This window comes from Kitasatospora sp. NPDC059648 (genome assembly GCF_042734825.1).
GTDB lineage: Bacteria > Actinomycetota > Actinomycetes > Streptomycetales > Streptomycetaceae > Kitasatospora.
The window spans coordinates 1-12,519 of sequence record NZ_JBHWDU010000089.1; the positions used below are offsets into that span (position 1 = coordinate 1).

Below are 12,519 nucleotides of genomic sequence, written 5' to 3' on the forward strand. Positions count from 1 at the left end.
GCCCGGGAGCGGACGGCCGGGGGCGCTCTGCGGCGGGACGCCGCCGAGGCGGGACGGCCCCGGCTGGCGCGGAGCGGGCGCCCCCGGCCCGCGCGGGTTCAGCCCGGCCGGCAGCGGCGGCTCGGCCGCCGCACCGCCGCCGTTGCCTCCGTACGGGTTCCCGCCGCCGCCCGGGCGGCCCTCCTGCCACGTGTTCATGCCGTCGAGGATGCCCGACCCGGGTGACGCTGACTCCCCCCGGGGGCCCCGCCAGGCCTCTTGTAGCAGTTTTGATGCACGTACCGGATCGTTCCGCCGTGAAACGCGCCCGTCACCCGGGTTCCGAGCGCCGAAACGATTCTTGACCGCTTCGAACGCAGCGTGTTTGCATTCCAGGCATGGACCAGGGTCGGGCACTCACGCGTCGGCGGCACGTCGACCTGCAGCGCGTGTCCGGTTCCCTCTGTCGCGGCTGAAGCGCACCCGTCGAGCCCGCCACCCCCACCGCAGCAGCCGAGCAGCGGCCGCTGCGAAGCGCCCCAGCTTCCAGCCAGAGGTGAACCATGGCCACCGTCCTGTCCGTTTCCGGCTCCCCGTCCGCCACCTCCCGCACCACCCGGCTGCTGCGCCACGTCGACGCCCGCCTGGTGGACCGCGGCCACCACGTCGTCCCCTTCGAGGCCCGCAGCCTGCCCGCGCACGCGCTGCTCGCCGGCGACTTCGACCACCCGGAGATCGTCGCCGTCACCGAGCTGTTCGCCCGCGCCGACGGCGTCGTCATCGGCACCCCCGTCTACAAGGCCGCCTACTCCGGCCTGCTCAAGGCCCTGCTCGACGTGCTCCCGCAGTACGCCCTGGCCGGCAAGGCCGTCCTCCCGCTGGCGACCGGCGGCTCGCCCGCGCACGTCCTCGCCGTGGACTACGCGCTGCGCCCGGTGCTCAGCTCGATGGGCGCCGGCCACGTCACCCAGGGCTGGTTCGTGCTCGACCGCCACATCACCGCCGCGGAGGACGGCAGGACCCTCGTCGAGTGCGGGAGCGACGCCCATCTCGTCCCCGTCGTGGAGGGCTTCGCCGACGCCCTCGAACGCCTGGCCGCACCCGTCCTGACCGGCTGAGCGGCCGCCCGCGCGCCCCCGTACGGGGCGACCCCGAGAAGGCCCGCGGCACCCCCTAGGGGGAGGGGGTGCCGCACCCGTAGAACCTTGGTTGCACCGCTTCATTCCGTCGGAGGACGAGCCCCCAGACGGCGACTCCTAACGTGGTTCTCACGTCCCCGCCCCTCCGAAGGCGGCCCGGTTCCGTCGGGTCCGCCACCCGACCGTGTCGGGAGGGTGGGGGTCAACGGGTGGGCCACTTCTTAGGAGACTCCAGTGACGACGGCAGCAGCCGTGTACGACCCCCAGCTCCCCGGCGGATTGTCAGCCGTCGCCGCCTCGGCCCGCCAGGTGACCAAGGCGTACGGATCGGGCGAGACCAAGGTGACCGCGCTCGACGCGGTGGACGTGGACATCCAGCGCGGCCGCTTCACCGCGATCATGGGCCCCTCGGGCTCCGGCAAGTCCACCCTGATGCACTGCCTGGCGGGCCTGGACACGGTCAGCAGCGGGCGGATCCGGATCGGCGACACCGAGATCACCGGCCTCAGGGACAAGCAGCTGACCAGGCTGCGCCGGGACAAGATCGGCTTCATCTTCCAGGCGTTCAACCTGCTCCCGACCCTGAACGCGCTGGAGAACATCACCCTGCCGATGGACATCGCCGGCCGCAGGCCCGACCAGGCCTGGCTGGAGCAGGTGGTGGAGACCGTCGGCCTGGCCGGCCGGCTCAAGCACCGCCCGACCCAGCTCTCCGGCGGCCAGCAGCAGCGCGTCGCGGTGGCCCGCGCGCTGGCCGCCCGCCCGGAGATCATCTTCGGCGACGAGCCCACCGGGAACCTGGACTCCCGGGCCGGCGCCGAGGTGCTGACCTTCCTGCGCCGCTCGGTGGACGAGCTGGGCCAGACCATGGTCATGGTCACCCACGACCCGGTCGCCGCCGGCTACGCGGACCGCGTGCTCTTCCTCGCCGACGGCGTGATCGTCGACGAGATGCACGCTCCGACCGCCGACTCCGTCCTCGAACGCATGCGCCGCTTCGACGGCAAGCGCACCAGCTGAGCGGCGGGACGACGAAACCATGCTGCTCAAGACCTCACTGCGGAGCTTCTTCGCCCACAAGGGCCGGATGGCGCTCTCGCTCATCGCCGTCGTGCTGTCGGTCGCCTTCGTGTCCGGCACCCTGGTGTTCTCCAACACCGCCACCGGCACCTTCTCCAGGCTGTTCGCCGCGACCGCCTCCGACATCTCCGTCCAGCCGCCCAAGCCGGCCGACGACGCGGAGCCGCAGGACGGGGACAAGCCCGCGACGGTCCCGGCCCCGCTCGCCCAGCAGGTCGCCTCGGTGCCGGGCGTGAAGACCGCGATCGGCCAGGTCATGGTCGGCAACGCGATCCTGGTCAACCCGGCCACCAACAAGCTGGTCGGCCCGACCAGCGGCGCGCCGACCCTGGTCGGCAACTGGACCGACACCCCGCGCAGCCCGGTGAAGATCACCTCCGGGCACGCCCCGCAGAACTCCGGCGAGCTGGTGCTGGACGCCGACACCGCCAAGAAGTCCCGGCTCGGCGTCGGCGACAGGGTCCGGGTCGACAACGCGAGCGGACAGCACCCGTACACGATCGTCGGCATCGCCACCTTCACCACCACCAACCCGGGCGCCGCGCTGGCCTTCCTGGACACCGCGACCGCCCAGCAGGTGCTGCTCGGCGAGCAGGCCTACACCTCCGTCGAGGCCTTCGGCGACGGCAGCCGCAGCAACGACCAGCTCAAGGCCGACGCCCTGGCCAAGGTGGGCGGCGGCTTCCAGGTCAAGACGGCGGCCGAGCAGAAGGACGAGAACACCAAGGCGATCGGCAGCGGCCTCGACTTCATGAAGTACGCGATGCTCGGCTTCGCCGGGATCTCGCTGATCGTCGGCGGCTTCCTGATCATCAACACCTTCTCGATGCTGGTGGCCCAGCGCACCCGCGAGATCGGCCTGCTGCGCGCCATCGGCGGCAGCCGCCGGCAGGTGAACGGCTCGGTGCTGGTCGAGGCGCTGATCCTGGGCGTGCTCGGCTCGACCCTCGGCGTGGCGGCCGGCCTCGGCGTGGCCGTCGGCCTGATCAAGCTGATGAACGCGATTGGCATGGACCTCGACGCGGGCGACCTGGAGATTGGGCCCGACGTCTTCGTGGCGGGCTACGCGGTGGGCATCCTGATCACCGTCGTCGCGGCCTGGATCCCGGCCCGCCGGGCCAGCCGGATCGCGCCGATGGCCGCCCTGCGCGATCACGGCACCCCGGCCGAAGCCCGCTCCAACATCGTCCGGACGGTCCTCGGGGTGCTGCTCACCGGCGGCGGCGCGGGCCTGCTGGTCCTCGCCGGCACGGCGGACGGAGCCGGCACCGGCGGTCGGCTCCTGGGCCTCGGCCTGCTGCTCACCCTGATCGGCTTCGTGGTGCTCGGCCCGCTGCTGGCGACCGTCGTCATCAAGGTGCTCGGCGCCCTGCTCCCGGCCCTGTTCGGGCCCTCCGGCAAGCTCGCCCAGCGCAACGCGATGCGCAACCCGCGCCGCACCGGCGCCACCGCCGCCGCCCTGATGATCGGGCTGGCGCTGGTGATCGGCTCCTCGGTCTTCAGCTCCTCGGCGGTCAGCTCGGCCAGTGCGCAGATCGACAGGTCGGTGGGCGTGGACTACATCGTCTCGGGCGGCCGGACCGGGGCCACCCCCGAGATGATCGACGCGGTGAAGCGGACCCCGGGCATCGACCACGTCACCACCGAGAAGGACCTCGACGCCAGGTTCCAGCTGCCCGACGGGAAGACCGCGCGGGGCGGGATCGCCGCGGTGCCGCCGGCCTTCTTCAGCACGGACTTCCGCCTGCCGGTCAAGTCCGGCGCGGTGGAGTCGATCAGCCGCGGATCGCTGGGCATCGGCGAGGGCTTCGCCACCGACCACCACCTCGTCGTCGGCGACAGCATCACCGTCCACTACGCCGGTGGCCACACCCAGGTGCTCCCGGTGGGCGTGGTGTTCGGGAAGGACTCGCTCTACGGGGACGCCTCCTTCGTCGACTTCGCCACCATGGCCAAGGCCGTCCCGGTGGCGGGCCAGTCCGTCGACCGGATCTACGCCAAGGTCGTGTCCGGCACCGACGTCGACAAGACGCTCACCGCCCTGCAGGACGCGCTCCGGCCGTACCCGCAGCTGACCGTCAAGGACCAGGCCGGCTACAAGGAGCTCGTGCAGTCCCAGGTCAACACCCTGCTCTACCTGATCTACGGCCTGGTCGGCCTGTCGATCACCGTCGCGGTGCTCGGCGTGGTCAACACCCTGGCGCTGTCGGTGGTGGAGCGGACCCGCGAGATCGGCCTGCTGCGGGCGATCGGGATCTCCCGCCGCCAGCTGCGCCGGATGATCCGGCTGGAGTCCGTGGTGATCGCCCTGTTCGGCGCCGTCCTCGGCACGGGGCTGGGCCTGGCCTGGGGCGTGACCGCCCAGCGGGTGCTGCGGGACCAGGGTCTCGGGACGCTCTCCGTCCCGACCGCCACGATCGTGGTGACGCTGGTCTCCTCGGTGGTGATCGGCCTGGTCGCCGCCCTGGTCCCGGCCTTCCGGGCGGGGCGGATGAACGTCCTCGCGGCCATCGCGACGGACTGACCCGGCGACGGGGGACGTCGGGTCACCCACGGGGGAGACCGGGGGGAACGGGGGAGCGGGGGCCGGTGAACATCCTGTCGGCGGCCGGCTCCGCCCTGTTCACCGGCGTTCACCGCCCACGCCGAACCTGCGCCGAACCTGCACCGATCCCGGCTGGATTCGGGCCCGGGGGAGCGGAACGGTACGGTGGTCGTGATCATCGAGCCGGTGCCGCCCTCCGGTGGACCGGGAGCAGCCGAACCGGGACAAGACGGCAACGCGTCGGCACCGGTACGGTTGGCCCCGATGAACACCAAGGCTGCTGAGGAGCTGCCGGCTGTTTCCGTGATCATGCCGGTGCTCAACGAGGAACGACACCTGCGCACGGCCGTCCGGCGCATCCTGGACCAGGAATACCCCGGGCCGATGGAAGTGGTGATCGCCCTCGGTCCCTCCACCGACCGCACCGCGGAGATCGCCGCCGAGCTGGTGGCGGAGGACCCGCGGGTGCGCACGGTGGAGAACCCCACCGGCCGCACCCCCGCGGGGCTGAACGCCGCGATCCGGGGCTCGCAGTACCCGATAGTGGTGCGGGTCGACGGCCACGGCCTGCTCACGCCCGGCTACATCGCCACGGCCGTCCGGCTGCTCGGTGAGATGGACGCCGCCAACGTCGGCGGCATCATGCACGCCGAGGGCGAGACCGAGTGGGAGAACGCGGTCGCCGCCGCGATGACCTCCAAGATCGGCGTCGGCAACGCGGCCTTCCACACCGGCGGCCTGGCCGGCCCGGCGGACACCGTCTACCTCGGGGTGTTCCGGCGCGAGGTGCTGGAGAAGCTCGGCGGCTACAACGAGGAGTTCATCCGAGCCCAGGACTGGGAGCTGAACTACCGCATCCGCCAGGACGGCGGGCTGGTCTGGTTCACCCCCCAGCTCAAGGTGACGTACCGCCCCCGGCCGTCCGTCCGGGCGCTGGCCAAGCAGTACAAGGACTACGGCCGCTGGCGCCGGGTGGTCACCCGCTACCACCGCGGCTCGGTCAACCTGCGCTACCTCGCCCCGCCGAGTGCGCTGCTCGCGGTGGTGCTCGGCCTGGTGCTCGGCGCCGCCGTCCACCCGGCCTTCCTCGCGGTGCCCGGCGGCTACCTGCTGGGCATCCTCGGCGGCGCGGTGGTCGAGGGCCGCGGCCTGTCCCTCCGGGCCAAGGCGCTGCTGCCCGTGGCGCTCGCGACCATGCACCTCAGCTGGGGCTTCGGCTTCATCACCTCGCCCCGCTCGCTGGCCCGCCGGGTGATGCGCAGCGTCGCTCCGACCCCCGAGGACGTGCTCTCCCGAGCACGTTGAGGCTGCCGCCGGCACTGCCCGCCGACCGGCGAGGAGTGCCGCGGGACTGACGGGAACCCCCGCCCCGGGTGGCTACTTGGCGCACGCGTCGACGTCGTCCGCCTGTACCCGCTGGAGGTCCTTCGGGGCCTCGGTCGGCGCCTGCGAGGGGGCCGCGAGGGCGTCCTTGCCGAGCACCAGCAGCAGCGGGTCCTTCGGGCCCGCCTTGGGGTTCGGCCGCACGGCGTCGGCGGGCAGTCCGAGGGCGGCGGCCAGCGCGGCGGCCTCGGCCTCCTGGCCGGCCGGGTGGGAGACCGTGGTGGTCGCGGCGGGCTGGGCGTCGGAGCCGACCGCCGCCCTGGCGAAGCCCATGGCCTTCAGCCTGTCCACCGTCGGCCCGGACTGTCCGCGCGTCCCGCTGCCGTTGCGCACCGTCACCGGGACGGCCTTGGTGTCCAGCGCCGGGGTGGTGGTGGTCGGCGCGGCCGGGGCGGGGGCTGTGGTCCCGGGGGCGGGAGGGGGCGTCTCGGTCAGCGAGCGGTCGCCCGCGATCATCGAGAAGACCTGGCCTGCGTCCGGCTGCTTCAGGATCAGCCGGTCCGTGTCCTTGGGGTCGTCCAGCACCGGCACGGTGGCGAAGGTGATGTTCTTGGTGTCCACCTTGCTGATGTCCTGCGCCAGGTCCTTCAGTTTGTCGACGCTGCCGATGGCGGAGTCCACGGTGAGCGCCTTGGTGGCGGCGTCCGCGAGCCGGTAGAGCTTGCTCGGGCTGGTCAGCGTGTCGTCGCTCTTGATCTTGCGGATCATCGAGCTGATGAACTGCTGCTGGAGCGGGATACGGGTGAGGTCGCCGCCGAAGCCGACCGCGTGCCGGGTGCGGACGAAGGCCAGTGCCTCCTCGCCCTGGACCACGTGGCGGCCCTTGGACATCTTCAGGTGCGAGTCCCTGTCGTCGATGTCCTTGCCCGCGCAGACCTCGACCCCGCCGACGGCGGTGGAGAGCGTCTTCACCGCCTCGAAGTTGACCTGTACGAAGTGGTCGACCCGGATGCCCGTCATCTTCTCGACGGTCTTCCAGGTGCACCCCGCGTCGCGCCCGTCCTGGCCGAGGCTCTTGTTGAACATGTCCCGCGCCGCGCCCGGGACCTTCCTGCCCTTGTCGTCCTCGCACTCAGGTATCGGCACCATCAGGTCGCGCGGGATGCTGACCACGGTCGCGTTGGAGCGGTCCTTGGCGATGTGGAACAGCAGCGTGGTGTCGGCGTGCCCGGTGCTGCCCTCGTCGCCGTACTCGCGTCCGAGGCCCGCCCGGCTGTCCGTGCCGATCACCAGGACGTTCAGCGCGTCCCCGGCGGCCTTGGGCCGCTCCGCCTCGTCGCCCAGCTGGACCTTCACCGAGGTCAGGTTGCTGTTGAAGTGCTGGTACAGGTAGTACGCCCCGCCGCAGCCCGCGACCAGCACCAGGGCGCCCGTCCCGGCCGTCCACTTGAGCACCCGCCGGCGCCGGTTCCGCCGGGCGGCCGCGGCCGCCCGGCGACGGTCGTCCCGGCGGCCTCCGCCGTTGTACCGGCCGGTGTTCGGTTGCTCCTGCTGCACGGGATTCCCTACGTCCGGCCGTCACGGGCGCGGCCCACCCGGGCGGTGGGTCGATCCGGACACACTAGACGAGCCGAACGGGGGAATCGTTCCGGGTATGAGATCCGTCACGGAAAAGCAATGGCGGGGCAAACCCCGGTGCGGGGCTCAGTGTTGTGCGCAGGCGTCCATGTCGGCGGTGCGTCCCTCGAAAGTGGGCGAGTCGCTCGCCGAGGGTGACGCCGCCGCCCCGTCGGAGCCCGCGGCGGCCCCCGGGCTCGCCCCCGCGTCCGGCGCGGGCGTCGAATCGGGCGGCCGGACGGCGAGCTGCCGGTCCGCCCGCAGCGCGGTGAACAGCTGGGTGGTCTGCGGCTGCACGAACTCGTCCCGGTCCGAGTCGTAGCGGTACGGGCGGCGCGGAGCGGTCAGGAACACCACGTCCGGCGAGGGGATGCCGCGCAGGTCCTCGGTGAGGTCGTAGAGCGCGCCGAGCGAGGACAGGCCGCTGTCCGCCTTCACCGAGGAGGTGGCCGCGTCCAGCACCGGCCACAACTTGGCCGGGTTCAGCAGCACCCCCTGCGACTGCACCTTGCGGATCAGCGAGGCCAGGAACTGCTGCTGACGGCCCATCCGCTGGGTGTCGCTGCCGTCGCCGAGGGTCTCCCGGGCCCGGACGTAGCCGAGCGCCTGCTCGCCGTGCAGCATCTGGCGCCCGGCCGCGAGGTCCAGCTTGGCGTCCTTGTCGTGGATCGGCTGCGGCACGCACACCTCGACCCCGCCGATCGCGTCCACCATGGTCTTGAAGCCGCTGAAGTCGAGGATCACGTAGTGGTCGACCCGGATGCCGCTCAACTGCTCGACGGTGCGGATCGAGCAGGCCGGACCGCCCAGCTCGAAGGCCCAGTTGAACTGCATCGTCCCCGGCTTGCTGCGGCTGCCGTCCGGCTTCTCGCAGGAGGGCACCGTCACCATGACGTCGCGCGGGATGGAGACCGCCGTCGCGTGCTTCCGGTCGGCGGCCAGGTGCAGCAGGATCGTGGTGTCCGAGCGCCGGGTGCCGGACGGGCCGCCGTACGAGGAGTTGGTGCCGGTGCGGTCGTCGCTGCCGATCAGCAGGATGTTCCGGGCGCCCTCGGCCCCCGTGGCCCGGCTCGGACGCTCGGCCTCCAGCTTGGCCAGGAGCTGGTCGGTGGCCGAGTCGGTCCTGATGTTGCCGTCCAGCTTCCGGTACGCGATCCAGAACGTCACGCCGGTGGCGGCCAGCAGGAACGCGACGGCGCCGGCGGTGATCATCAGCCACCGCCGGCGCCTGCGCGCGCGTCCCGGTCCGCTCGGGGGAGCGTCCGTGGGGGGAGTCTCGTCGGTCGGGGGGTGCTCGGTGTCATCCTCGGCCATGGCAGGGATCCCTACCCGCCGGGGCGGCGCCGGGGTCAGCCGAGGCGGACAGTCACCCGTTCGGACTCGACCCGCTTCTCCCACTGCCCGGCGTCCAGGCCCTGCGAGTTGCGGCACAGCACCACCGAGGCGCCGGCCGCCAGCGGGGCCAGCAGGCCGGCCTCCAGACCGGCCCAGTCGTCGAAGGAGAGGGTGGACATCACCCGGTCGCCGGGCTTGAGGCCCAGGCGCACGGCCCCCTCCCGGGCCAGCGCCACGGTCTGCTCGCCCGTCAGCTTCAGCGGCAGGCCGTCCACCACGGTCTCCAACGCCTGCCCGTCCGGGGCGACGGGGGAGTACGGCGCGAAGCGGTCGCCCTGGCCGGGCACCTCGGCGGCGTAGTCGAGGAAGCCGTCCGGGCGGTGGGGGAAGCGGCCGCCGAGCGGCCGCAGGGCGAGCGCCACCCGCTCGCCCTCGCAGGCCTGGGCGGCCTCCAGGCCGTCCGGCCCGCTCACCACCAGGTCGGCGGCGGCCGGGTCGCCGTCCGGCACCGCCGTCACGCCGACCGACCAGCAGGCCAGCAGCCAGACGGCGCTCTGCCAGTGGGCGGGCAGCAACAGCGCGGCCCGGTCGCCCGGGCCGGCGTTCAATTCGTCCTGGAGGAGGTTGGACGTCTTGGCGACCCAGTTGTCGAAGGTCCGGGCGGACAGCTCCACCCGTTCGCCGGTGGCGTCGTCGTAGAAGGTGACCAGCGGGGCCGCGGGATCGACCGAAGGGGTGCCGCCGCGCAGGTATGCGTGCAGCAGCTCGACGGGGGTGCGGGCATCGGCAGCGAATGGCGCAGTCATGGTGCGCCCCAGCCTACGGCCTTCGAGTGTCCGGCCGGGAGGGGCGGGCGAGCGGGCGCGGAGCGGCGTGGCGAGCCGTCCGGTTTGCGGCGACGATCCCCTGTATGCGCCTTTCACACCAGGCCGCGCGCCTCTCGACCGGAGCCGTGCGCCTCCCGTTCCCCGCCGCGCTGCTTGCCGGATGCACCGCGGCCCTCCTGCTCCAGCCCGCTTCCACCGCCTCCGCCACGCCCCTTGCCCCCGGTGCCGAGCGCCGTGACTTCCCCGGCGGAGGGACGACCACCTCGCTCCCGCTGTCCGCCGGCCACGGCCTCGCACCGAGCACCACCCGACCGTACGAACTCCTCGGCGTCGGTTGGGACGGACCGCCCGGGGCCCTGGACGGCGGCTCCGTCCGGGTCCGCACCCGGGACGCCGCCACCGGCCGCTGGAGCGACTGGCACACCCTGGAGGCCGACCCCGAGGACGGCCCCGACCAGGCCCCGCACGGCGCCACCGCCCCGCTGTGGACCGGCCGCAGCGACGGCGTCGCCGTCGAGGTCCGGCCCGGCCCGGCCGGACCGCCGCCCGGACTCCGGGTCGACCTGGTCGACCCCGGCGCCGGTGCCCCCGCACCCGCCGCCACCCGCACCCTCCCCGCGGCCCCGGCCGACGGCGGCCACCAGGCGCCGCGCCCGGGTATCGTCACCCGGGCCGGCTGGGGCGCCGACGAGTCCCTGCGCGAACCCGGCTTCGAGTACACCGGCCCCGTCCGCGAGGTCTTCGTCCACCACACCGCGACCGCCACCGACTACGCCTGCAGCGACGCCCCCCGGGTGATCAGATCGATCTACCAGTACCACGTCAAGACCAGCGGCTGGCGGGACATCGGCTACAACTTCCTGGTCGACCGCTGCGGCACCATCTACGAGGGCCGGGCCGGCGGCGTCGCCCAGCCCGTCCACGGCGCCCACACCCTCGGCTTCAACACCGACTCCTCCGGCGTCGCCGCCATCGGCACCTTCGTCAGCGACACCCCGCCCCAGAGCCTCCTCGACGGCATCACCGCCATCTCCGCCTGGAAGCTCGGCCTCACCGGCCAGGCCGCCGACGGCCACACCAAGCTCACCTCGGGCTCCGACGCCAGCCGCTACCCCAAGGGCACGGTCGTCGACTTCGACGCCATCTCCGGCCACCGCGACGCCTTCAACACCGAATGCCCCGGCGACGCCCTCTACGCCCGGCTCCCCGCCCTGCGCGCGGCCGCGGCCAAACTCCAGGCGTAGGGCCCGTCTTTCGGACTCCCGCCCGCGGGTGGACGACGGGAGTTCGAAGACCGACCCCGGTGACGTCACCCTCCCCGCGTATCGTTCATAGCCTCAGGCACCACAGGAGGCGAGAGCAGTGACGGGCGGCAGCGAGGCGGTACGGCGCTGGCGGCCGGGCTTCCCGCTCGACCCCGTCCGCACCCTCCTGCCGCTGCGCCGGGGCCCCGCCGACCCCTCCTACCGCACCACCGGCGACGGCGCCGTCTGGCGCGCCTCCCGCACCCCGGCCGGCATCGGCACCCTGCGGGTGCTGCCGCGCCCCGCCGCCGGCGAGGTCGAGGCGATCGCCTGGGGCCCGGGCGCCCAGTGGCTGCTGGAGCGGCTGCCCGTCCTGCTCGGCGCGGAGGACGACCCCGAAGCACTGGTGCTGCCCCCCGGCCCGCTGCGCGACGCCCAGCGCCGCACGGCCGGGGTGCGGCTCACCCGGACCGGACTGGTCCTGGAATCCCTCGTCCCGGCGATCCTCGAACAGAAGGTCACCACCGACGAGGCCTACCGCGCCTGGCGCACCCTGCTGCGCGACTTCGGCACCCCGGCCCCGGGCCCCGCCGAGGGCATGCGGGTGGCCCCGTCGGCCCGCGAATGGGCGATGGTCCCCAGCTGGGAGTGGCACCGGGCCGGCGTCGACCCCAAGCGCTCCGCGACGGTGGTGCGCGCCGTCCGGCTGGCCCCCCGCCTGGAGGAGGCCTCCACGATGACTCACGAACAGGCCTTCACCCGCCTGACGGCCGTCCCCGGCATCGGCATCTGGACCGCCGCCGAAACCCTCCAACGCAGCAACGGCGACCCGGACGCGGTCTCCGTCGGCGACTTCCACCTCCCCAACCTGGTCGGCTGGGCCCTGGCCGGCCGCCCCCGCAGCGACGACACCCAGATGCTCGCCCTCCTGGAGCCCTACCGCCCCCAGCGCCACCGCATCTGCCGCCTCCTCCTGGCCACCACCTCCCACGCCCCCCGCTACGGCCCCCGCCTCACCCCCAACGACCACCGCCACCACTGAGCGGGACCCAACCGTCGTGGCCACGCGCCCCACGCGAACACCAACCCGCTCCCCTCCACGGCGCGCGGGCGACGCCCCGCGCGCCCCCGCCTACCACCCCGCCCCCCCCCACGCACCCACCACCCGCCTCCCCACCCCCCAGCCCCTCCCCCCACCCGACCCAGGCGAGAGGGACGCGCTGCGGGAGGGGCGGTGGAGGGGGTGGCTGCGGAAGGGGGCGTGACGGGTGATTTTCAGACTGCCAACGACGCCCAGCACCCCACCCACAGAATCGGCAGTCTGAAAATCACCCAGCCCCCGGAGCGGCCCCCCCCCGAACCGCCCCCGCCCCCCCCCCCCCCCCCCCCGCGCCCCCCCCCCCCCCCGGCGGGGGGGCCCGCGGCGCGGC

Annotated in this window: 10 protein-coding genes and 1 pseudogene; 7 read left to right on the plus strand and 4 right to left on the minus strand. The window is 73.5% G+C overall.

What is annotated here, in order from left to right:
- Window positions 1–198 (minus strand): annotated as a pseudogene (locus tag ACFV1W_RS33760) (LytR family transcriptional regulator); the annotation flags it as partial.
- Window positions 199–377: 179 nt separating this feature from the next.
- On the opposite strand from ACFV1W_RS33760, the gene ACFV1W_RS33765 reads away from it, so the two are divergent.
- From ACFV1W_RS33765 to ACFV1W_RS33785, 5 genes are all read left to right on the plus strand, one after another.
- Complete coding sequence (locus tag ACFV1W_RS33765; protein ID WP_355212135.1) at window positions 378–455, plus strand: putative leader peptide; 78 nt, start codon at window positions 378–380, stop codon at window positions 453–455.
- Window positions 456–542: 87 nt separating this feature from the next.
- Window positions 543–1,097, plus strand: a complete 555-nt coding sequence (ssuE, locus tag ACFV1W_RS33770) for an NADPH-dependent FMN reductase (RefSeq protein WP_380421073.1) — start codon at window positions 543–545, stop codon at window positions 1,095–1,097.
- 255 nt (window positions 1,098–1,352) lie between these two features.
- Window positions 1,353–2,138 (plus strand): ABC transporter ATP-binding protein, encoded by a 786-nt coding sequence (locus ACFV1W_RS33775; protein WP_380421074.1) that lies wholly within the window; start codon window positions 1,353–1,355, stop codon window positions 2,136–2,138.
- 19 nt (window positions 2,139–2,157) lie between these two features.
- On the plus strand, window positions 2,158–4,722 hold the full coding sequence (locus tag ACFV1W_RS33780; protein ID WP_380421075.1) for an ABC transporter permease: 2,565 nt from the start codon (window positions 2,158–2,160) through the stop codon (window positions 4,720–4,722).
- 285 nt (window positions 4,723–5,007) lie between these two features.
- On the plus strand, window positions 5,008–6,048 hold the full coding sequence (locus ACFV1W_RS33785; RefSeq protein ID WP_380421076.1) for a glycosyltransferase family 2 protein: 1,041 nt from the start codon (window positions 5,008–5,010) through the stop codon (window positions 6,046–6,048).
- Between the two features lie 72 nt (window positions 6,049–6,120).
- Here the strand turns inward: ACFV1W_RS33785 and ACFV1W_RS33790 are convergent, their stop codons facing one another.
- The 3 genes from ACFV1W_RS33790 to ACFV1W_RS33800 form a co-directional block, all read right to left on the minus strand.
- The gene (locus tag ACFV1W_RS33790) at window positions 6,121–7,623 is read right to left on the minus strand and encodes an LCP family protein (protein ID WP_380421077.1); all 1,503 of its coding nucleotides are present in this window, start codon (window positions 7,621–7,623) and stop codon (window positions 6,121–6,123) included.
- Window positions 7,624–7,770: 147 nt separating this feature from the next.
- Complete coding sequence (locus ACFV1W_RS33795; RefSeq protein WP_380421078.1) at window positions 7,771–8,997, minus strand: LCP family protein; 1,227 nt, start codon at window positions 8,995–8,997, stop codon at window positions 7,771–7,773.
- A 35-nt stretch (window positions 8,998–9,032) separates the two neighbouring features.
- The gene (locus ACFV1W_RS33800; protein ID WP_380421079.1) at window positions 9,033–9,824 is read right to left on the minus strand and encodes a TIGR03089 family protein; all 792 of its coding nucleotides are present in this window, start codon (window positions 9,822–9,824) and stop codon (window positions 9,033–9,035) included.
- A 104-nt stretch (window positions 9,825–9,928) separates the two neighbouring features.
- Between ACFV1W_RS33800 and ACFV1W_RS33805 the strand changes: the two genes are divergently transcribed.
- Together ACFV1W_RS33805 and ACFV1W_RS33810 are read left to right on the plus strand one after the other, a co-directional pair.
- On the plus strand, window positions 9,929–11,089 hold the full coding sequence (locus tag ACFV1W_RS33805) for a peptidoglycan recognition protein (RefSeq protein ID WP_380421080.1): 1,161 nt from the start codon (window positions 9,929–9,931) through the stop codon (window positions 11,087–11,089).
- A 118-nt stretch (window positions 11,090–11,207) separates the two neighbouring features.
- Window positions 11,208–12,131, plus strand: a complete 924-nt coding sequence (locus ACFV1W_RS33810; protein ID WP_380421081.1) for a DNA-3-methyladenine glycosylase family protein — start codon at window positions 11,208–11,210, stop codon at window positions 12,129–12,131.
- The last annotated feature ends 388 nt before the right edge of the window (window positions 12,132–12,519 follow it).